The organism is Bradyrhizobium diazoefficiens (assembly GCF_016616885.1).
Lineage (GTDB): Bacteria > Pseudomonadota > Alphaproteobacteria > Rhizobiales > Xanthobacteraceae > Bradyrhizobium > Bradyrhizobium diazoefficiens_F.
The window spans coordinates 6,265,206-6,286,513 of the sequence record NZ_CP067102.1; the positions used below are offsets into that span (position 1 = coordinate 6,265,206).

General features: G+C 64.1%; 19 protein-coding genes and 2 pseudogenes. 7 read left to right on the forward strand and 14 right to left on the reverse strand.

What is annotated here, in order from left to right:
* Positions 1 to 4 precede the first annotated feature (4 nt).
* On the reverse strand, positions 5 to 799 hold the full coding sequence (locus tag JJC00_RS29110) for a DODA-type extradiol aromatic ring-opening family dioxygenase (protein WP_200469270.1): 795 nt from the start codon (positions 797 to 799) through the stop codon (positions 5 to 7).
* A gap of 155 nt (positions 800 to 954) precedes the next feature.
* Between JJC00_RS29110 and JJC00_RS29115 the strand changes: the two genes are divergently transcribed.
* Complete coding sequence (locus JJC00_RS29115; protein ID WP_200469271.1) at positions 955 to 1,134, forward strand: hypothetical protein; 180 nt, start codon at positions 955 to 957, stop codon at positions 1,132 to 1,134.
* A gap of 7 nt (positions 1,135 to 1,141) precedes the next feature.
* Here JJC00_RS29115 and JJC00_RS29120 read toward each other — a convergent pair whose 3' ends face one another.
* Positions 1,142 to 2,614 (reverse strand): carboxylesterase/lipase family protein, encoded by a 1,473-nt coding sequence (locus JJC00_RS29120; protein WP_200469272.1) that lies wholly within the window; start codon positions 2,612 to 2,614, stop codon positions 1,142 to 1,144.
* 78 nt (positions 2,615 to 2,692) lie between these two features.
* Complete coding sequence (locus JJC00_RS29125) at positions 2,693 to 2,902, reverse strand: hypothetical protein (protein ID WP_200469273.1); 210 nt, start codon at positions 2,900 to 2,902, stop codon at positions 2,693 to 2,695.
* Positions 2,903 to 3,128: 226 nt separating this feature from the next.
* On the opposite strand from JJC00_RS29125, the pseudogene JJC00_RS29130 reads away from it, so the two are divergent.
* The 3 genes and pseudogenes from JJC00_RS29130 to JJC00_RS29140 all read left to right on the forward strand — a co-directional run bounded on the left by JJC00_RS29130 (position 3,129) and on the right by JJC00_RS29140 (position 6,662).
* Positions 3,129 to 5,814: pseudogene (locus tag JJC00_RS29130) on the forward strand (flavin-containing monooxygenase).
* A gap of 131 nt (positions 5,815 to 5,945) precedes the next feature.
* A complete protein-coding gene (locus tag JJC00_RS29135; protein ID WP_200469274.1) occupies positions 5,946 to 6,218 on the forward strand; it encodes a hypothetical protein in 273 nt (90 codons plus the stop codon).
* Between the two features lie 138 nt (positions 6,219 to 6,356).
* Positions 6,357 to 6,662 (forward strand): hypothetical protein, encoded by a 306-nt coding sequence (locus JJC00_RS29140; protein ID WP_200469275.1) that lies wholly within the window; start codon positions 6,357 to 6,359, stop codon positions 6,660 to 6,662.
* 63 nt (positions 6,663 to 6,725) lie between these two features.
* Here JJC00_RS29140 and JJC00_RS29145 read toward each other — a convergent pair whose 3' ends face one another.
* The 8 genes and pseudogenes from JJC00_RS29145 to JJC00_RS29180 all read right to left on the reverse strand — a co-directional run bounded on the left by JJC00_RS29145 (position 6,726) and on the right by JJC00_RS29180 (position 16,317).
* Positions 6,726 to 6,878: a hypothetical protein gene (locus JJC00_RS29145; protein ID WP_200469276.1), complete on the reverse strand. Its 153-nt coding sequence runs from the start codon at positions 6,876 to 6,878 to the stop codon at positions 6,726 to 6,728.
* 101 nt (positions 6,879 to 6,979) lie between these two features.
* A complete protein-coding gene (locus tag JJC00_RS29150) occupies positions 6,980 to 7,504 on the reverse strand; it encodes a septal ring lytic transglycosylase RlpA family protein (protein ID WP_200469277.1) in 525 nt (174 codons plus the stop codon).
* 151 nt (positions 7,505 to 7,655) lie between these two features.
* Positions 7,656 to 7,823, reverse strand: coding sequence for a hypothetical protein (locus JJC00_RS29155; protein ID WP_200469278.1), 168 nt, complete (start codon positions 7,821 to 7,823; stop codon positions 7,656 to 7,658).
* Between the two features lie 148 nt (positions 7,824 to 7,971).
* Entirely contained in the window at positions 7,972 to 10,506 is a 2,535-nt protein-coding gene (locus JJC00_RS29160) for a M56 family metallopeptidase (RefSeq protein ID WP_200469279.1), read from the reverse strand.
* The gene (locus JJC00_RS29165; RefSeq protein ID WP_148753097.1) at positions 10,503 to 10,895 is read right to left on the reverse strand and encodes a BlaI/MecI/CopY family transcriptional regulator; all 393 of its coding nucleotides are present in this window, start codon (positions 10,893 to 10,895) and stop codon (positions 10,503 to 10,505) included. The genes JJC00_RS29160 and JJC00_RS29165 overlap by 4 nt, the downstream gene beginning before the upstream one ends.
* A 172-nt stretch (positions 10,896 to 11,067) precedes the next feature.
* Positions 11,068 to 12,663 carry an NAD-dependent malic enzyme gene (locus JJC00_RS29170; RefSeq protein ID WP_200474273.1) on the reverse strand — a complete coding sequence of 532 codons (1,596 nt, stop codon included), beginning with the start codon at positions 12,661 to 12,663 and terminating at the stop codon, positions 11,068 to 11,070.
* 221 nt (positions 12,664 to 12,884) lie between these two features.
* A pseudogene (locus tag JJC00_RS29175) lies at positions 12,885 to 13,883 on the reverse strand (Bug family tripartite tricarboxylate transporter substrate binding protein).
* Positions 13,884 to 13,986: 103 nt separating this feature from the next.
* Positions 13,987 to 16,317 (reverse strand): mechanosensitive ion channel family protein, encoded by a 2,331-nt coding sequence (locus JJC00_RS29180; RefSeq protein WP_200469280.1) that lies wholly within the window; start codon positions 16,315 to 16,317, stop codon positions 13,987 to 13,989.
* Between the two features lie 219 nt (positions 16,318 to 16,536).
* On the opposite strand from JJC00_RS29180, the gene JJC00_RS29185 reads away from it, so the two are divergent.
* From JJC00_RS29185 to JJC00_RS29190, 3 genes are all read left to right on the forward strand, one after another.
* Entirely contained in the window at positions 16,537 to 16,917 is a 381-nt protein-coding gene (locus JJC00_RS29185; RefSeq protein ID WP_200469281.1) for a hypothetical protein, read from the forward strand.
* A gap of 23 nt (positions 16,918 to 16,940) precedes the next feature.
* Positions 16,941 to 17,069: a hypothetical protein gene (locus tag JJC00_RS38650; protein ID WP_283816722.1), complete on the forward strand. Its 129-nt coding sequence runs from the start codon at positions 16,941 to 16,943 to the stop codon at positions 17,067 to 17,069.
* 392 nt (positions 17,070 to 17,461) lie between these two features.
* A complete protein-coding gene (locus JJC00_RS29190; RefSeq protein WP_200469282.1) occupies positions 17,462 to 18,346 on the forward strand; it encodes an MBL fold metallo-hydrolase in 885 nt (294 codons plus the stop codon).
* A gap of 182 nt (positions 18,347 to 18,528) precedes the next feature.
* On the opposite strand, the gene JJC00_RS29195 is transcribed toward JJC00_RS29190, so the two are convergent.
* From JJC00_RS29195 to JJC00_RS29205, 3 genes are read right to left on the reverse strand one after another with little or no spacing between them, the layout of a single operon-like run.
* Positions 18,529 to 19,446 (reverse strand): polyphosphate kinase 2 family protein, encoded by a 918-nt coding sequence (locus JJC00_RS29195; RefSeq protein ID WP_200469283.1) that lies wholly within the window; start codon positions 19,444 to 19,446, stop codon positions 18,529 to 18,531.
* Positions 19,406 to 20,425, reverse strand: a complete 1,020-nt coding sequence (locus JJC00_RS29200; RefSeq protein WP_200469284.1) for a branched-chain amino acid ABC transporter permease — start codon at positions 20,423 to 20,425, stop codon at positions 19,406 to 19,408. The genes JJC00_RS29195 and JJC00_RS29200 overlap by 41 nt, the downstream gene beginning before the upstream one ends.
* Positions 20,422 to 21,303, reverse strand: coding sequence for a branched-chain amino acid ABC transporter permease (locus JJC00_RS29205; RefSeq protein WP_128950396.1), 882 nt, complete (start codon positions 21,301 to 21,303; stop codon positions 20,422 to 20,424). The genes JJC00_RS29200 and JJC00_RS29205 overlap by 4 nt, the downstream gene beginning before the upstream one ends.
* Between the last annotated feature and the right edge of the window lie 5 nt (positions 21,304 to 21,308).

The following is a 21,308-nucleotide window of genomic DNA, read 5'->3' on the forward strand; positions in this document are numbered from 1 at the left end:
AGAATCAACCGCCAAACACATACGACGCCATCGCGACGCTTGCGACCTCGTCGACGAAGACGCGCTTGCCGACGTCGCTGCCCGCCGCACCGGCCGCCACCATCAGCGGCAGCAGATGGTCCTCACGCGGATGGGCGAGACGCGCGCTCGGTGCGTTCTCCCAGTCCACCAGCATCGCGTTGCGGCGCGCCGCATCCGCGCCGATCGCCTCGTTCAGATAGGCCTCGAAATCGTAGGAGACCGGCTTCGATTCCGGGCGGCCAAAACCGCGCATGTTGTGGTAGGTCAATCCGCTGCCGACGATCAGAATCCCCTCGTCGCGAAGCGAAGCAATTGCCTGTCCGACCTTGATGTGCTCGGCCGCGTCGTAGCTCGACTTCAGCGACAGCAGCACGATCGGCATGTCGGCATTCGGATACATCAGACCGAGCGGCACGAAGGTGCCGTGGTCAAACCCCTGATCGGCATCTTCCCGGCAATCGAAGCCAGCGCGTGCCAGCAGCGCCTTCACTTCTGCTGCGAGCGCAGGCTGACCCGGCGCGGGATATTTGATGTGGTAGGTATGCTCGGGGAAACCGTAATAGTCGTACACCATCGGCGGATGTGCCGAGGTCGACACGGTGAAGGCGTCAGCCTCCCAATGGCCGGTGATGACGAGCACGGCCTTCGGCTTTGCTGGCAGAAGCTGCGGCAGCCGGCCGAATTCCGCGGCAGTCTTGGCATATTGCACCCGCCGGTCCTCCATGAAGGGCCAAGGGCCGCCGCCGTGGGACAGGAACAGGGTCGGAAATCGCGTCATGGGTGCCAGCTCGTCTCAACATGCGCGTGTACCAGTCGCGCAATCGACGGCGAGCATAGGCAAGCCGGCATGGTTAGCAAGTCGTTAACGATTTGCCGCCCACAATCCGGCGCGTGGGCCGAAGGAGTTGGCCAGGGGGACAAGCGAGACGTGAGATGAAGAAGTTTGCGCTGGGGGACGTCGTCAACAGTGACAAGGGCCGCCGTGGCGTGGTTCGCGCCGCCTACAGGACGAAGGAAGGTCAGCAGTTCTACGCCGTCGAGAAGGATGGCGCGATGGACCATCTGGAGGAAGACCGGCTGAGCCCGGCGCCGCGCGTCGAGCTCGCGGCCTAAATCCAACTCATTTTTTGCTCTCGCGCGCGAGCCGGTCCAGACGCTCCACCCAGGGGTCTTCACCGCTCGCGATGCGATCATTGGTGATCAACAGCAGATGATCGCGGTCCGCGGCCGCATCCCAATGCGGCAGCTCTGCGCCATTGGGATCGCCGCTTTTCGCAAAGTTGATCCAGTAGGCGCGCATGCGGTTCGCGACCTCGCGATCCCGTCGCGAGAAGATGCCCGCGCCGGGCACGCCCTCCACGCCGAAGATGAACTGCAACTCGCGCCCGTTGCCTTCGTCGGGATTGCCGCGCCGTGCTTCAGGCACATAGGCAAAGCGATAGCGGAAGGTCGGCGCGCCGGTTGCGGCATGAAGCCGGGCCAGCATTCGCACCGGCTCGGAGAACACCTTGTCGGTGTAGAATCTGGCCGCCACGTCGGATGGCCTCGCGGCATCAGGATAGAGCTTGCGCAACTCGCCGGTGCTCTCGCCCGAGAATGACATCGTCTCCTTGACCTCCAGCTCGCTGTCGAAGCGGGTCTCGTCGTCGTTCGAGCCGATGATGAGGGGAATGCGGCTTTCATGTCCCGCGGCAAATCCCGCGGCGATGTCTTCCGTCACCAGGTCTCCATCCATCGCCGGCGTAAAGCTGCGCGGCGATCTGCCCAGCAGACGCTTTTCTGCGGCGAGAAGACGCGCCGGTGCGACGACGCGCAAATCCGCATCTTGCCCAAGTGCGGCGGCAAACTGCCGGCCTGTGGCCTGAGCCTCCTGCGACGACGGCAGGCGCACGCGGCCGGGCACCGATTGCAGGATGGCTTTCTGGAAAAGATCGCGGGATTGGGCGCACAGCATCAGCAGCGCGATCGACGTTGCGCCGGCACCGTTGCCGAACAGCGTGACGTTGTTCGCATCGCCGCCGAAGGCCGCGATATTGACGTGCACCCATCGCAGCGCCGTGATCTGGTCCATCAGGCCGAAATTGCCGGAGGTATCTTCCGCCAGAGCGGGATGCGTGAGCCAGCCGAGTGCACCCAAGCGATAATTCACCGTCACGATGATGAGCCCGGCCTGCGCGAGCCTTGCACCATCGAACAACGGATCATTGGCGGTGCCAGTGACATATCCGCCGCCATGGATGAACACCATCACCGGCAGCGGCCCGTCGACGCCGAAGGGACGAAACACGTTGAGCGTGAGGCAATCCTCGCGCGCGGCCGGCAGCGATGGCTGGAGGCAGGGCGCGCCATAGTCGTAGGCCGTGCTCATCTCCGAACTCTCGGGCAAAGCCTGCGGCGGACGCCAGCGCAGGCTGCCGACCGGCGGCGCTGCATAAGCGAGCCCCTTGAAGGAGGCAATCTCGCCTTCGACGGCGCCGAGCATCTGACCTTCGCGCGTCAACGCAAACGGAAACTGGCCGACCCCCTGCGCGACGGCAGCACCGGCGCAGCAAAGAAATGAAGAGGCCGCAACGAGCGTAAACAGCCACCGCATCTTGGAGTCTCGAGCTGCCGAAAGGTTCCCGGCAGGTTACGTCCGTGCCCCGCGGCGAGGCAAGCGCTGTGGCGGCAGCTAGCCGCCCTTGGCAAAAATCTCCGCCAGCGCACGTCGCGCGACGATGCCGAGCTCGCCGAGCGTGGAGTGGCCGGATTGCGCCGCCTCGATCAGGCGCTCGGCAATGAACCTGCGGCTGTCGTGATCGCCGCCATGCGGCAATTGACGGCACGTCTCCTCCAGGACGACGTCCATGTTGGCTTTGGTTCGCTCGCTCAACTCTGTCATGACGCCCTGGGTACGCGTGGCTTGTAGCCGCAAGCATACACAGGCGGGTCAGGCATGATTAGCCCGGGCAATCACGGCCATTGTGCATCGCGATGCGTGCATTGGAGCGGGGTTCGCGCCGCCCCGATGACACCGCAAGCGACTACCGAAGATTGCACTTGCTCTAATGACAAGCCGAGCCTGCAGGACTAGCCTGCCGGCAAAACAAAATGCTCGGAGGAATACCATGCCTGACGCAATGGTCGCCGCACGTGAGTCCAAAGCGGCCAGTGGAACCGTCCAACAGGTCGACGTCGCCGTGGTCGGCGCCGGATTTGCCGGCCTCTATCTGCTGCATCGCCTGCGCAAGGCCGGCCTCTCGGTCGTCGGTCTCGACGAAGCCGGCGACGTCGGTGGCACCTGGTACTGGAACCGCTATCCCGGTGCGCGCTGCGATATCCAGACCATCGACTACAGCTACACATTTGATCCAGAACTCGACAAGGCCTGGACCTGGTCGGAGAAATACGCGACCCAGCCGGAGATCCTGCGTTACCTCGGCTTCGTCGCGGATCGCTATGATCTCAGGCGCGACATTCGCTTCAAGACCAAGGTCACCGAAGCCAGATGGGACGAGGCGACCGAGCACTGGCAGCTCACCACGGGCAATGGCGCGCCAGTCTCCTGCCGCCATTACATCATGGCCACCGGCTGCCTCTCCGCGCCAAAACCGCCGGAGATCGACGGTGTCAAGGACTTCAAGGGCGAGATCTATTTCACCGGACGCTGGCCGCATGACGGCGTCAATCTCGCCGGAAAACGCGTCGCCGTGATCGGTACCGGTTCGTCGGCCGTCCAGTCGATCCCGCTGATCGCCGAGCAGGCCGCGCACCTGACCGTATTCCAGCGCACGCCGAATTTCGCGCTGCCTGCGCATAACGGCCCTTCGCCGGCCGATCGCAGGGACCTGTTCCAGAGCGACCGCGCGGCCTATCGCGAGCAGGCGCGTCGGTCGATGACCGGCGTCCCCTATCCGCAGCAGACCGTGGTGAGCTGGCAGCTCACCGACGCCGAGCGTCGCGAGCGGTTCGAACGCGCCTGGGCCGCAGGCGATCTCGTCCACATCCTGACTCAGCTCTGGGCCGATCAGGGCGTCGATCTCGACGGCAACAACATCGTCTCGGACCTGATCCGCGAAAAAATCCGCGCCGCAGTGAAGGATCCGGAAACGGCCGCGGCACTCACACCGCACGACCATCCGTTCGGTGCCAAGCGTCCCTGCCTCGATACCAACTACTACGCGACCTACAACCGGCCGAACGTCACGCTGGTCAATCTGCGCCAGGAGCCGATCAAGGCGATCACCGAAAGCGGCATCACCACCGGCAAACGCAACGTCGATGTCGACATCATCGTGTTCGCGACCGGCTTCGACGCCATGACCGGCGCGATCCGCGCCGTGCATCCGATCACAGGGCGCAACGGCAAATCGCTCAGCGATGTCTGGGCGCAGGGGCCGCAGAGCTATCTCGGCCTCACGGTCGAGGGCTTCCCGAACTTCTTCATGATCACCGGACCCGGCAGCCCGTCGGTGCTGTCGAACATGGCGGTGTCGATCGAGCAGCATGTCGACTGGGTCGTCGATCGGCTCAAAGCGCTGCGCGACGCCGGCTTCACCACGATCGAGCCGACCGAGACGGCGCAGGCCGGCTGGGGCCGCCACATGGCCGACTGCTCGATGGTGACGCTGCACCGGCTCGCGAACACCTGGTACACGGGCGCCAACGTGCCCGGCAAGGTGCAGGGCCTGATGCCCTACACTGGCGGCGTCGGTCCCTATCGCAGCATCTGCGACGAGGTCACGAGCCGCGGCATGCTCGGCTTCAAGCTCACCGGCCCCAACGTCGCCGCGCAATGCAATGACGGCGAGGTGGTGCGGCTGCAGCCGGACGTGCGGCTGGTGCTGAACCTGCTGGCGTCGCTGAACCTGCCGCCGATCGAGTCGATGGGCGCGATCGGCGCGCGCGCCTTCGTCAACGAGTTCAACAAGGGTCGCCCCGCGGGGACGGCTGATCGGCGACATCGTCGACGGCACCCTGCCCGGCGCGGATGGCCCGCTGCCTTACCGCGTCTACAAGCCGGCCACACCGGGCCCGCATCAGGTCGTGGTCTATTTCCACGGCGGCGGCTGGGTGCTCGGCGACGAGCAGTCGGACGAGCCGTTCTGCCGCGACATGGTGCGGCGAACCGGCATGACCTTTGTCAGCGTCGGCTATCGCCACGCGCCGGAGCATCGTTTTCCCACGGCGGCCGAGGACGGCTATGCAGCGACGCGCTGGATCGCCGAGCATCTGGCCGAGCTCGGCGGCAAGCCGGGTCCCGTGCTGGTCGCAGGCTGGAGCGCCGGCGGCAACATCGCCGCCATCACCTGCCAGCTCGCGCGCGACCGCGGCGGGCCTGACATCGCCGGCCAGCTGCTGGTGTGTCCGGTCACCGACTGCACCTTCGATCGTCCCTCCTACAACGACAATGCGATCGGCTACTTCCTGACGCGCTCGCTGATGTACTGGTTCTGGGACCTCTATTGCGCACCGGCCGACCGCACCGATCCGCGCGTGTCGCCACTGCGCGGCAAGGTCGCCGGTCTGCCGCCGGCCTACGTGGTGACCTGCGAGTTCGATCCATTGCGCGACGAAGGCATCGCCTATGCCGAGGCAATGGCGGCCGCCGGCGTCCCGGTCGAGCAGCTTAGGGCGCGCGGCCATTTCCACTCGTCCTTTGCGATGGTCGATGTGGTGATCACCGGCGTCCAGGGCCGAATGCAGATGGCGCAAGCCCTGCGGCGCTTCGCCGGGCTTCCGGTCAGCCGCGACGACGACATCAGTCACGGCCAGGCGAGCCCAGCGCACAGAATCGCAGCCGCCGCGAGTTAAGACGCCCATCGGCGGGGAACCTTTTCCCGGCCGCCGCATTATCGGCACGTGGCATTGAGATGTAGCGATGGGTAATGGACCCTGGCACGCGAGGTTGCGTGCTGGGGTTCTCTTTGCGTGAGGCGGGGACAATGGGTGGCGTATCAGTTGAGTCAAAGGTCGATTTCGGCGCGCTCGCCGCGCTGCATAAATGGCCCTCGCTCGGAAACCAGCGCCGGCCGGGCCGCGCATCCTATCAGGTGAGCGAAGGCACGCTGGACGAGTGCATCTCCGCCTTCATGGCGAAGCCGGCGCCGACCCGGCATCTCTATGACATCCACACGGCGCCGCAGCCGCCGCTGGTGACGGACATCCTCTCGCCAGAGCACGTGCTCGAGCTGTCGCGGCTGAGAGAGTTTCTCTGAGTGCATCTGCGCATAGGCGAACACCGCCGCCACCCGCGTACGACAAACGTCTTACCTGCGCCTTTTGATTTGCGCAGGAACCTTCTTCCGGTTTTTCCCGTTAACAGGGATCGGAAAGCCAAGGCGTGAGACGCTCACATGCTTGAAGCTGGCGTACCATCCCCGGTCGTGCCCTATGGCGCAGACCAAACAATGTTCGTGGTGATCGATCGCCGCGACGAGGCAACTGAAATTCGCGTCGAGCGAAGCGACCTCGACACCGCGATCAACGAGCTCGTCGCCGGCTACTTCAACGACCCCATCAAGGTGATCTCGTTCAACACGCTCGAACACTGGATGAAGGATATCTCGACCGACGTTGCCGATGAAATCCAGGCACGCTGCGACATCGATGGCGTGACGCTCCCCGACTATCTCAGCGATTTCGTCGAGAGCCATAGCTGAGCGCATTGTCATCGCGACAAGCTATAAAGCCCAGGCAAAAAGAGCGCTCTGAATCCAACGGCGTCAGGCGCGCCGGCGGCCGGCGATGACCTCGATCTCGCGGCGGCGTTCGCCGGCGAAGGTCAGGAGCTTTTCGATCGTCAGCGTATCCGTGATCCGTTTGGCAAGTCGCTCGGCGCGCGCCGCCTGATCTTCGAGATACTGGATCGTGGTCAAGCGCCGTCTCCCCCAAAGCCCCGAATTGCCGGGTACCCATGGTGCGCGAGAGCAGCTAACAGCCGGTTAAACACGGCGTGTCGATGTCGATGAACAGCGGCTTATTGCACGACGTCGAGCCGCACATTGGCCACGCCCCTGTCGACCATGCCGAGCGCCTCGGCCGCGGAGGGCGAGATGTCGACCACGCGTCCGCGAACGAAGGGCCCGCGATCGTTGACCCGGACGGTCACGAAGCGGCCGGAGGAGACATCGGTCACGCGCAGCCTGGTGCCGAACGGCAGGCTCGGATGGGCCGCGGTCAATTCGTTCTTGTCAAACTTCTCGCCGCTCGCGGTCTCCGTATCCGAATAGAAGCTGGCTACGCCATGCGAGGCGGTCGGCTTGGCGCTTGCTGTGTCGCTGGAGCGATGCGGCCTGTAGATCGGACGCGGATGCAGCGCCGCCACCCGGTGCGGACGCTCGATCGCGGCTTGCCTTGTGGCCGGTGCGAGATCGGCTCTCTGGCGGCCAACCGGTGATTGCGCGCACGCGGCGAGCGAAGCGGCGCCGACGATGGCAAGCAGCAACCGGCTCGAGGTTGCCAGCGAGATCCGGGCAGTTTCGGCACTTGCAAAGCGAGACATGATGCGCCCTCCGAACAACCCCAAGTTTCGGTGGGCAATGAGGGCAGAACCTTGGCTGAACAAAAGCGGCCCTGGGGCCGCCGTGGTTTCGCGCCGGCTGTGATGAATTCACCACACTAACCTGTCCTGAATCGACACAGACAGGGGAAAATCAACCTGCTGCGCCGCGCCAGCCGATTGGGCGCGCCTCCGGCCGCGGCTCGCCGGCTTCGACGTCGCCCCTGACGAGCCGCATCAGCTCGCGCCGATAGAGCAGCCGCCAGCCGGTTTTCAGGCTGGCGAGAAAGTCGAGCTCCCGTTGCGTCAGCGTGCACATCATGAACCCGGTCAGCTTTGCGAAGGCCGCGCCGAAATCCGGCGGCTCACAGCCGGCTACCTATAGTAGTGTTACACATCGTAGCACTCGCAGCAATCATGCGCAAGCCGCGATTGGCGCGATCGCGGCGCTGTCCTGGCACCCCGCGCTTTTAGAAATTCGGCCCGAGCGCGATCTTGGTGATCGTCCCGTTCCTGACGCCGATGCGCCATTCCGCCGAGCCGTTGGCGAACTGGGCGAGATAGATGTCGCTGTCGAGCGCGGTGACGCCACGGAAGGAAACCGCGCGCAACGGGCCGAGCCGCGCCAGGATAGCCTGGTCGAACGGAAGTTGCTGACGCGTGATGTTGGCGACCTCGGTCGTCATATGGTCGTAGTCGGGCTGCCCCTTGCCGATGCCCTCGAGATATTGCCGCAGCATCGCCTCGCCATTGGCGATCGGAACGGCGCGACGCGCGGCGCGCCCCGGCCGGGCACCGAGATTCGAGGCCTCGACATTGTGGAAGCGGGTCTGCCGGCCCGGCACCAAAATCTCCATGCACTTCCCGGACTTGTCGGCGATGACCCATGGATTGTTCACGGTGGTCAGCGTCACCCAGGTCATGTCGGACCTGACGACGCTCTGCGCCTTGCGCTCGCCGTCCGCGCCGAGATTGAAGACCTGAATGTCGTCGTCCGTCTCGTTATAGAGCATGATCCTGATCGGCGAGGTGCCGGCGCGGCCGCGCACGCTTGCTTCCTCTGAGCAGGGGACGATGCCACCGAGTTCGTCATTGCCGTCCGGCCGGAAGAACACGTCGCCGGCCTTGCCGTCGGGCTCCAGCAGCAGGCGAAATTCCGCCGTGCCGTTCTCGAACTTGGCGCCATAGATGTCATAGCCGCCGGGTCCGACGCCGCGAAAAAAGATCGACTCGACCGCGCCGAGCGCTGTGAACGTCGCGCGCAATTCATCGACCCGTCGGTGGATGTTGGCGGCGAGCGGCGCGCTCATGCGATCATAGTTTGGCGTACCGCGGCGCATATCCTCGATCCCGGCAAGAATCGTCTCCTTGCTGCCCGCAGCCGGGACCTGCTCCCTGAACCTGTCAGGCACCTCCGCCAGGCGGCGCGCGAAGTCGGCCTCGATCGCCTGGGCCTGCGCCGCATCGATCCGCTGCGCGAGGCGGGCGCCGGAGGTGGCGTTCTGGACCAGAACGCGCGAGACGCCGGCCACATCATCGCGCAGGAAGATCAGGAGACGATCGCCGTGGACGGAGAAGGCATCGGCCCCCTCGGCAAGACCAGGCGTTCGGCCCTGCCCGGTCTCCTGCACTTGCAGACGATCGCCATCGCGCCGCACGGTGAGCACGCGGTTCGGCGCGACCTTGTACCAGCCGACATAGTGATCGAGCGACACGGGATCGGTCGCCGGTGCCGGCATCTCGGCAACGCGAACGGCGCGCACGTCGCGGCCATTCATATGCAGCATCAATTCGGAGGAGCGCCGCTCGGCATCGATCGGAAACGTGACCTCACCGAACGACGCCGCATAGGACGCCGTGCCGTCGCTGGCGACGCTCAGGCGCAGCCTGCGCTGGCCGGTGAGCTGCCCGTAGATTTCGTCGCCCTCGCGGAAGATGGCAAACACCGAGGCGGGGCCCATGGCGTTGAAATTGACGGCGTAGAAATTGACGAACGGACGGTAATGCTGCGCCGGCACATCGCCGAGATCGGCGCTGCCGGACACGGGATCGGGCGTGCGATAGGCGATCATGCCGGCCGACACGATCACGGCAGGCACGATCGCGGCCGCGATCCACAGCCGCTTGCGCCAACCGACCGCGACGGGCATGGCGGCGGCTGCGATGATGCGCTCGACCCGCGCGCGCACGGTCGAAGCGTGCGCCATCGCAAGCTCCATCGGCTGCGGCTTCACGGAGGCGGCGACGTCGAGCAGAATTTCGGCGTAGGACAGCCGGTCGTCGATCATCTCGATCGCCCGGGCATCGCTGATGATTTCGGCAAGCTCGGCAAGCCGCGCCAGCTGCCACCAGGAGAACGGGCTGAACCAGAACACCGCGCGGTTGAGCGAGGCGAGCAAGAGGACATAGAAATCGTGGTTGGCGACATGCGCGCCCTCATGGGCGAGCACCGCGAGGCGCTTCTTCGCGTCCCAGCCGAAAAACTGCGGCGGCACCAGGATGGTCGAACCGAAGGTGACGGGGCCGCCGACGTCGCGGCTGACGCGCACATCGGCATCGATCATCTCACGGCTTGTCACCGGCTTCGCCGCGCGCACCAGACGCCAGGTCAGGCAGAGGCCGATGGCGAGCCGCAGCAGCAGCAGGCTGGCAACACAGGCATAGACGGTGGTGGCGACCATCCACCAGTCGATCGAGACCCCTCGCTTCACCATCGGCGCGATCGCCGCATTGGGTGCGATCGGCAGGGACGGCTGCGGATGCTCCGGCATCGCGAAATCGGCCGGCCAAGACTCGTCCGGCACCGGCATGGACAAAGGCAGCCGGTCAATGGTGAGCGTCGGCCAATGCATCACGAACGGCATCGCCAGCGATGCCAAGAGCACGACGACCCACGCCGTCATGTGGACGTGCGGATTGCGCACGCGGAACAGGATGAGACCGATCCAGACGACACCTCCCAGCGCGAAGGAGCGTAACGCCGCCTCAGCCAGAGCTGCGATCATTCTTTTTTCACTCCCCTCGCCTTCTTCGCCTTGGCCACCTGATCCGCCAGCGCGCGCAATTGCTGCTGGTCAAGCATCGCATTGTCCACCATGCCGACGAGGACCTCCTCCATCGAGCCATTGCAGAACCAGTCGACGATGCGCTGCACAGCTTTGGCCGCAACGCGGGCGCGCTCTTCGGCGGCGTGGTACACGTAGGTGCGTCCGTCCACGGTGTGGCGAGCATAGCCCTTTTCTTCCAGCCGGCGCAGCACCGTCCGCACCGTCGATTCCTTCAGGCGTCGCGACAGCCGCTCGCGCACGATTTCGGCCGTGACCGGCCCATGAGCCCATACCAATTGCATGACCTCGTGCTCGAGATCGCCCAGGTCGGGCAAACGATCGTCCATGGTGACTTACCTAACGGCTTGAGATTCTTGTAACGCTACGAACCGTCGCACATAAGGCGACGGCAGACAACGGCGATTCCACCGTGCCGTCATGGGCCGGGCTTGTCCGAGCCCGGCCATGACGATGTGGAAGCGTCAGCGCACTCATCGCTCCATGTCGAGCTTAGCGACGTCAGTACTTCGGCTCGTACATCTGCGACCGGACCAGGCCCTTGACGTCGTTGGGCGCGGGTCCGTCGGCAAGCCCGCGCTGATAGGCGACATCAGCGACCGCCACCGCAATCAGGGCTGAGACCTCGCGGATGCGGGGCAGCGCGGGATAGAGGCTGCCCTGATCCAGGTCGTCCTTGCCGACGCAATTGGCGAGCGTATGGGCCGCCGCCATGAACATCTCGTCGGTCACGAGCCGCGAGCGGCTGGCGATGACGCCGAGGCCGACGCCGGGGAAGATGTAGGAGTTGTTGCCCTGGCGCGGCACGAAGGTGCGGCCATTGAGCTTGACCGGATCATAGGGACTGCCACAGGCGAACAGCGCGCGGCCCGCGGTGTAGCGATAGGCATCCTCCGCCGAGCACTCGGCCTTCGAGGTCGGGTTGGACAGTGCGAACACGATCGGCTGCTCGTTGAGCCCGGCCATCGCCTTGAGCACCTCGGGCGTGAAGGCGCCGCCGACCGCGGCAACACCGATGATCGCCGTCGGCTTCAGCGTCTTGATCGCGGTGAGGAAGTCGGCGATCGGCGCCCGATCCTTATGCGCATAGCGGAGCTTGTGGCCGGAGAGGCCATCGCGGCCACTGACGACGAGACCGCGGGAATCCACCAGCCAGTTGCGCCGGAGCGCCTCGGCTTCCGTTGCGCCCTCCGCCATCATCGCGGAGACGACGAGATCGGCGATGCCGGTTGCCGCCTCGCCCGCGCCGAGAAACAGGATGCGCTGGTCCCTGAGCTTGCCGCCGCTCACCCGCAGCGCCGAGAACAGCCCGGCGAGCGCGACCGCCGCAGTGCCCTGGATGTCGTCGTTGAAGACGCAGGCTTCATCGCGATATTTGTGCAGCAGCTTGAACGCGGAATGGTTGGCGAAGTCCTCGAACTGGATCAGCACATCGGGAAAGGTCTTTCGCGCGGCGGTCATGAACTCGTCGACAAAGCTGTCATAGGCCTCGCCGGTGAGCCGTCGCTCGCGCAGACCGAGATAGTAGGGATCGCTCAGGAGCTCTTCGTTGTTGGTGCCGACGTCGAGCACGATCGGCAGGCAGTGCTCGGGATGCACACCGGCGCAGGCCGAATAGAGCGAGAGCTTGCCGACGGGGATACCCATTCCGTTGGCGCCGAGATCGCCAAGTCCCAAAATGCGTTCGCCGTCGGTGACGACGATCAGCTTGGCCGGATAAGGCCAGTTCTTCAGGATCTCGGCGATCTGGCCGCGATCGCGCGAGGAGATGAACATGCCGCGCGGCCGCTGGAAGATCAGGCCGTATTTCTGGCAGGCGAGCCCGACCGTCGGCGTGTAGATGATCGGCTGAATCTCGTCGATATTGTCGACGACGACGCGGAAGAACAGCGCCTCGTTGCGATCATGCAGCGCATTCAGCGCGACGTATTTTTCCAGGTCGGTCGGCAGCGTGCGCAGATTGGTCAGAATGCGCTGAGCTTGCGTCTCCATCGTCAGCACGCAAGGCGGCAGCAGGCCGCGCAGGCCGAACGCGGAGCGCTCCGCCTCGGTAAAAGCCGTGCCCTTGTTGAGCAGGGGATTGCGCAGCAGCGTCATGCCTTGCGCGGAATCGGATGAGGTCGGTTGGGCGCTGACCCAAGCAGGTCTATTCACGAAATCCCCCAGGGAATTTCTTATTGAAGGGCAAACATTGTCGGCCAGCGCTCACTTGAGATCAAGGACGTTGCTCCTCAAGCCGCGATTGTGATCTCGCACCGCAGCGAGCTTTTCGCGAACGATCTGCAGTTGCAGGCGGCGCAATAGTTAACGTCGTGCAGCTATTCCGGCTTGATGTCCGCAGCCTTCACGATCGGCCACCATTTCTCGGTCTCGGCCTTCTGGAAGGCGCCGAGCGCGGCCGGCGATTGTTGCTCCGCCGGCGGAATCTCCTGGCCCAGCTCGGCGAAACGCTGCTTGACGGCGGGATCGGCAAGCGCCGCGACAATGGCCGTGTTGAGCTTCGTGACGATCTCTTTCGGCGTGTTCTTCGGTGCCCAGATGCCGTGCCAGTAGGAGATGTACAGGCCAGGCAGGCCCGCCTCGTCGACGGTCGGAATGTCGGGCGCGGACGCAAGCCGCGTCGGCGATGTCACCGCGAACGCCTTGATCGCCCCGTTCTTGTATTGTGGCAGCGAGTTCGAAGCCTGGTCGAACATGATATCGATCTGTCCGGCGACGAGGTCGATCATGGCGGGCCCCGCACCGCGATAGGGCACGAACTGGAAGTCGGTGCCGGTCTTGTCCTTGAAGAAGACACCCGCAACATGCGCGCCGGTGCCGGCGCCGGCCGTCCCCGCAGTGGCCTTGCCGGGATTGGCCTACAGCCACGCAATCATCTCCTTCAGACTGTTGGCCTCGAGCGACTTTCGGCCGACGATCAGCTGCGTCCCCATCGCGACCAGCGCGACAGGCTCGAAATCGGTGACCACGTCGTAAGGCAGCTTGAAGATCCCGCCGTTGAGCACATGCGTGCCCGAATGGCCGATGGTGATGGTCGTGCCGTCAGGCGTTGCACGCGCGACGCGGGCGCCGGCGATGCTGCCGGAGGCGCCGGCGACGTTCTCGACCACGATGGTCGCATGCAGCTCGGCTGCGATCCGTTCCGACAGGATCCGCGCCAGCGTATCGGTCGGTCCGCCGGCCGCGAACGGGACCACCAGCGTGATGGGACGCGACGGAAATGGCTGGGCGTGGCCGGGTGCGCTCCATGCAGCACATGCGATCAACGCGCAAATGACGATCGCATGACCGCGCAATCCGGCCCACAGCCCCCGCATCACTCTCTCCCAGGCTTCTTGTCGTCCGCATGTCATCAGCAGACTGGAGGGCGAGTGAACGCTGCCGCGTGAGCGGAGGCAAGCCGGAAATTTTGCGGCGCGGCTATCCGGCCGCCCGCCGCGGCGTCGGATTGATGGCGACATCGGCAGGCGGCGCGATCTGCATCAAGATGGTCTGGGTCGCGGATGCGACCTCGATGCCGTGCTGCTGGAAGCGCTGCTTCATCCGGCGGTTGAATTCGCGCTGGACCGGCCAGCGGCCGGCCTCGGTGCAGCGGATCTGGCCGACGATCGACACCATGGCACCATCGACCTTGTCGATGCCCCAGAGCTCGAGATCGCCGCGGATCAACGGGCGGAATTCGCTCTCGCGGCGCATCTCCTCGACGATGTCCTTGAGGATCTGGCCGGCGCGGTCGGTGTCTTCCTTGTAGGCGACGTTGACACTGACGGAGGCATTGCCGGCGCCACGGCTGGCATTGGTGATGGTCGTCACCGCGCTGAACGGCACGATGTGCACGGCGCCGTCGCCGGCGCGCAGACGGATGGTGCGGATCGAGACATTCTCAACCACGCCAGACAGGCCCGACACGCTGACGGTGTCGCCGACCTGGACCGTATTCTCCAGGAGCAGGAACAGGCCGGTGATGAGATCCTGCACCAGCTTTTGCGAACCGAAGCCGATGGCAATGCCGACGATGCCGGCCCCCGCGAGCAGCGGCGCGACATTGACACCGATTTCGCTCAGCGTCGTGAGGCCGACGACCGTGGCAATCAGGCATAGAAGCGCCGTGCGCAGCATCGGCTGGAAAGTGCGCAGGCGCGCCGCGCGCGCATAATGTCCGTCGCGCGACAGCGTATTGATCTGCCGGTCCAGCAGCGCGTTGCTGGCCTCCCAAATCGCCGCGGCGATGGCGGCAGCGACGCCGATCGTCGCCACCGCCGAGAGCAACCGGCTGCCGATCTGGCCGCCATAGAACCAGACGATGGCATCGACGCCCCAGACCTCGAGCACGCCGACGAAGCCAATGAAGGCAATCACGCCGGAGACGATCTTGCGCAACAGCGGCAGATAGCGGTTGGCGCGGATCTCCAGTCCGGGAAAACGCTGAAGGATTTCCGGCTGGATGCGGAAGCCGCGATCGATCAGGCTCAGCGTCACCATGATCGCGACCCGCGTGATCAGCACCACCGCGATGGTGCCGACGAAATATTGCAGCAGCAGCGAATAGCCGTTGCGGATGTTTAGCGCCCAGACCGCCCATAGCGCCAGGTCGAGCGCGATGGCCAGATAATGCCAGCCGCCGGCGATGCGATTGCGCAGGCGCGCCGCGAGCCCCTGCCGGTCCGCCGGCGCGCGGATGGCGTCCGCGACCTGGCGGCGGCATTGCAGGATGATGACGACGACAAACAGGTGCACGATCAGCAGCACCATGCGAATGAGCGCGGCATAGCCGGCGCGATGCAGGCCGAGCAGCAGCGCCACATTGGCGAACGCGATGCCGGTGACAGCGACGCCGACGATGCGACGCGCCCAGATCTCGATATAGGCCGCGGTTTCGGCACGCACCGGAAACAGGCCGAATGGCCCAGCCAGCGCACGGACGACGCAAATGAGCCCGCGCGAGAACGCATAAGCATTGACCACGGCGAGAATCACGAGGCGGACGGTGGCGGGCTCGCCGATCTCCGTACCGAGCAGTGCGGTGGCGAGGCTGACGAAAACGACCACCGGGAGCAGTTCGAGCAACAGCCGTCCCAACACGAAGGGCAGCCGCAGCAACAGTTGCCAGACGCGCGCGAGGCTGTGCCGGCGCTTGTGCAAGTCCGGCGAAGGGGTGACGTCGGCGACCGATGACGGCGGATCGGCGATGGGCAGCACCTCGACGGGCAGGCGCGCGGTTTGCGGCACACGGCCTTCGAGGAAGGCGACCGGACGCCGGATCAGGCGGACAATCACCCATTCGGCCGCAAGCGCGCAGCCAAACACCAGCGCCAGCTTCCAAGCGATCTCGATCAGGAGATTATACGCGTCGGGATCATTCGCGGTCCGCACGATCCAGTAATAGAACGCCGGAAAATGCGTGAGCGTCCGCGCCATGTCGGCGACATCGTGCGAGATCTCACCGATCTCCTCGGACACCGTGAGCAGAAGTTGCGCGCCGAGGCCGTCGGCCGACAGCGGGATTGGCGATTTTGACTCAGGCGCGGGTGCTGGCTGCTGCGGACCGGACGCATTCGCGATCGCGCGCAGCGTATCGATCATTTGCGCGCGCTTCTTGTCGTCCTGAAGCGTCTCCAGCGCGCGCCTGGCTTCGTCAGATGACAGTGCGGCCGTGGCGGCCGGCGCAGGCGGCTCTGCGTGGGCAGGGGAGAAAGACGAGAGGGTGAGAAAGAAGGCGGCGAAAAGCGCCGATGCAAGCTTATGCGACACGCGGATTCCCCAAAACAAATGAAATGCGCCGGCGGAATCGTGACCGCGCGAAGCACTGCGTCATGCCGGATCAGCGCTATTCGCTCTGATCATGTGTCGGAAGTTTGCCGATCAGGCGACCATCTCTTGGCATTTGCTGCAACGCAGATATGATGGAACCCGGCCGTGGTCAGTGTCGCAAAAGCATGCGAGATTACCGCGGGAATTCGGGGGCATCACATGACACATTTCGATCGGCGCCAGCTCGTGCTTGCGGGAGCTGCGATCGTGCTCGGCACACGGACTGCGATCGCGCAGAGCGGACCCGCCTTCGCCTATCGCGGCATCACGGTGGACACCAGCGCCGCGCAGAGCCAGCCGAACCTCAAGGAAGTCGTCGCGTCGCTGAAGCATCAGATCGACATCGTCGTCGAATGCGGCGCGAAGCCTGAGATCATGACCTTCTTCAAAAGCCAGCCGGTCTCGGTCAAGCCCGGACAGGGCGACGGCGGCGGGCACTTCTCGTCCAAGGTCGAGGGCGTCACGGTTGACGCGGCCGTCGTTGCGCCGGAGAAGCCGGTGCTGCTGCACGAGCTGCTCCACGCCTATCATTCGTGCTGAAGAACGTACAGGAGTTCTTTGCGGTGACCGGAAGCCTCTATCTCTGGGGCAATGCCGACCGTCCTCCCAACAACCGCGCCACGCTGCACGACAAGCAGCCGGTGTATTATCAATGGCTCGGTGATCTCTTCGGTGTGCAGAAGAAGGCGTAGTTACCGTGCGCCCAAAACGCACAGCGCCGGGCAGGTAGGGGCTATGCCTCACTGACTGCAGCCCACTAAACCTTAACCCGGCGTGCCGTTCGCGGTTTTCCGCCGCTATGCGATAGTCCGAACGAGCTCCATCGCACTTAACGCGGCTGGATTTGCGGAGGTGGCGTCATAGACCTCCCCTTGCTCTTGAGATGGACATTACGCGTCGCTTGTTTGCGACCATAAGCATGGTCCTCCCGTGACATAAAACTGTCAAGCGGGATCAATGGACCGAGGATCACATTTGCACGCTTGTTCCGTGACGACTGACCCCATCAGAGCGCGGAATAAATCCCTCTCGGCAGCGTTTGTGTGAGGGAGCATATCCGCCTCGCCATTTCAGAAAGCCAGAGATGAAAGCATCATTTTGTATCGCCGTACTCGCGGCCCTCATGACCGGATCGGCGTTCGCGCAAAACCCGCCGCAGACTTCGACCAAGAAGGTCGACGGCACCGAGAACGTCTACATCTTCCGCTATGGCGGCCATCAGTCGATGTTTGTGGTGACACCGCAGGGCGTGATCGCGACCGATCCGATCTCGTATCTGCGTCCCGCAAAACCCTACATCGACGCGATCAGGGCCGTCACCGACAAGCCGATCAAATACGTCATCTACAGCCACCACCATTACGACCACATCGCCGGCGGCCAGCCCTTCAAGGATCTCGGCGCCACCTTCATCGCGCACCGGCGGGCCAAGGAGCGGCTGCTCGAGCTGAAAAAGCAGAACGCGCTCTTGGCCGACATCGTGATGCCGGACCAGGTGGTCGGCGACAAGAAGACCATCACGCTCGGCGGCACCACGCTGGAGCTCGACTATGTCGGCCGCAACCATTCCGACAATTCGCTGGTGATGCGGCTGCCGAAGGAGAAGCTCGTTTTCGTGGTCGACTTCGCGCCGATCGAATCCGTCCAGTTCCGCAACATTCCGGACAACGCCTCGCCGCTGGAATATATCGCCTCGCTGAAGAAGCTGGCTTCGCTCGATTGGGATAGGATGATCCCCGGCCATCCCTATGCCGGCGGCCGGCTCGGCACCAAGAAGGATGTAGAGGACGACATCGCGTACATGGAAGATCTTTCGGCCGAGGTGAAGAAGGCGGCCGACGCCGGCAAATGCTTCGACACCGCGATGAAGGAAGTGAAGCTGCCGAAATACGAGAAGTGGGCGAACTACGAAGCGAGCCTTCCCGCCAATGTCGAGCGCTTCTGCTACTGGTGGGGCCGGGGCTACTGAGGGGCACCGGCGCGATGATGACATCATGCTCCTGTTTTGCCCGACGGGTCAAATAAAATTCGCAAATTCAGAATATTATTTGCGCCGACGGTCAAGCCATTGATTTCACTATCATCGGCTACTGTGCATGGGGTTGTTTTCGAGAAATCGTAGGGCGGAGGTCGATCGCAGATCGCTGCGCCTTACCCCTTGCCCTTCCGTTCCCGCTCCAGCGCCTTGCGCACGTTCTCGAACTCCGCCACCGAGGCCTTGTCGGCGCGAGGAAAGCGCAGATCCAGTTTTTCCAGCGCCGCGACGATGACGGAGCCGATCACGACGCGGGCGAACCATTTGTGGTCGGCGGGCACGACATACCACGGCGCGTGCGGCGTGGCGGTGTGGCGCACGATGTCCTGATAGACCGCCTGATAGCGCGGCCACAAGGCACGCTCCTTGATGTCGTCCATCGAGAACTTCCACTGCTTGGCCGGCTGCTCCAGGCGATCGAGAAAGCGCTGGCGCTGCTCCTCCTTGGACACGTTGAGGAAGAATTTCAGCACCAATGTGCCGTTGCGGCAGAGATAGCGCTCGAACGCGGAGATGTCCTCGAACCGCTCCTTCCAGATGTGCTTGGTGACGAGCCGTGGCGGCAGCTTCTCCTTGGCGAGGATCTCCGGGTGCACGCGCGTCACCAGGCATTCCTCGTAATGGGAGCGGTTGAAGATGCCGATATGGCCACGCTCCGGCAGCGCGATGACGTGACGCCAGAGGAAATCGTGGTCGAGCTCCTTGCTGCTCGGCGCCTTGAAAGCGGATACCTCGCAGCCCTGCGGATTGATGCCCTCGAAGATCGCCTTGATCGCGCTGTCCTTGCCACCGGCATCCATTGCCTGGAATACGATTAGCACCGACCAGCGGTCCTGGGCGTAGAGTTTCTCCTGGAACGCGATCAGCCGTTTCTTGTTGGCGTCGAGAATCTCCTGCGCCGTCTCCTTGTCCAGATCGCCCTTCTCGTTGGTCTTGTAGTCTTTCAGGTGAAACTTGCCGGACCCGTCGTGCCGGAATGGCGTGATGTAGCGGTCAAGTTCCTGGGCGAGCGGTTTGGACGGCTTTTTGCTCATGAGCGCGGGGCACCTTGCGTTGCGGCTTCAATCGGTCGAGCAGGCTACCAAGGATGCCCTTCGGAAGGAATATGATGAAAAGCACCAGCAGCACGCCATAGACGAGGTTGTCCCAGCCGACCGCCCTGGTGCCGAAGCCGATGCGCAAGGTTTCCGCGAGAAGGATGGTGATGACGGCGCCGACGGTCGGGCCGAGCGAGACGAACAGGCCGCCGACGATGGCCGCGAACACCATCTGCAGCGACACCGCGATGCCGGAGACAGTGTCGGGCGTGATGAACATCTGGTACTGGCAATAGATGGCGCCCGCCAGCGCCGTCATCACCGCGCTGATCAAGGTGATCTTCAGTTTTTCCGCGGTGACGTCGACGCCGGCGGCGGCAGCCGCGTCCTCGTCCTCCGAGATCGCCTCGAGCGCGTAGCGGCTCATGCTGCGATCGATCAGGTGCCAGACGACGATGCCTGCGAGCCAGACCGCGAGCGCGACCAGATACCAGCTGGTCTTGTCGTCGAATTGCAGCGCCAGCAGCTTGCTGCCAGAGGCACGGTTTGGCGTGTAGCCGAGCGAGCCGCCGGTATAGTCGCGCGTGGCCGTGATGACCTGGAGCACGATGCCCGAGAGCGCGAGCGTCACCAGCACGAAATAGTGCCCGGTGATGCGGAAGCGGAAGCAGGGATAGCCGACGATCAGCGCCAGCGCGCCGGCCGCGACCATGCTCACGGGAATGCCGATCCATGGCGACAGGCCGAGATGATTCCACAACAGCGCGGTGACATAGGCGCCGATCCCCATGAAGCCGCCGTGGCCGAGCGAGACCAGGCCGAACCGCCCCATCATCGACCACGACGTGTAGGCGAACGACCAGATCAGGATCAGCACCAGAATGTGCAGGTGATAGGGATCACGATAGACGAAGGGCAGCGCGACCAGCGCGGCCAGTCCTATCCCCCACGCAACAAGCCGGCCCTGTCCCATCATCGGCGCCTCGCGAGCAGGCCCGCGGGCCGGATGAACATCATGACGATGAAAAAGGCGAAGGCGAGCACGTAGCCCCATTCGAGATCGGAGAACAGGCCGCCGAGCGAGATGATCTCGGCGAACACGAACGCCGCAATGAAACCGCCGATGAAATTGCCGAGCCCGCCGAGCACGCAGATCAGGAAGGTGATCGGCCCGAAAGAGAGGCCGACGAAGGGGTGCACGTCGTATTGCAGCACCAGCAAGCAGGCGGCGAGTCCGGCCAGCCCGCCGCCGATCGCGGAGGTGATGAGATAGATCCGCTTGGTGTCGACACCCATCAGCGCCATGATCTGCCGGTCCTGCGAGATGGCGCGGATCGCCGTGCCGGTGAAGGTGCGGGTCATGAACAGATAGACCGCGACCATGCCGACCAGCGCGGCCAGGAATGACAGAAGTCGCGCGTAGCTAAAATTCATGTCGCCGAAAGCGAGCACCGGCAGCCGGATGCCGAGGTTGCGGAAGTCGATGCCGAACGCGACGGTGGCAAAGCTCTGCAGCACGAACAGCACGCCGCCGGTTGCGAGCAGCTGGTTGATCGGCGGCGCCGTCAACAGCGGCGCGATCACGAGATAATGCAGCAACGCGCCGAGGATCGCGACCAGCAGGATGGTCAGCGGTGCTGCGATGAAATAGCTGATGCCATAATACTGGACCATGAAATACATGGCGTACATGCCGATCATCACGAGCTCGGCGTAGCATATCCAGGTCACGTCGATGACGCCGAAGATCAGGTTCAGCCCGAGCGCGAGCAGCGCCAGCACACCGCCGAGCAGGATGCCGTTGATGACGGCCTCCAGCAGGTAGATGTCGAAAATGTCCAGGAACGCTTGCATATGCC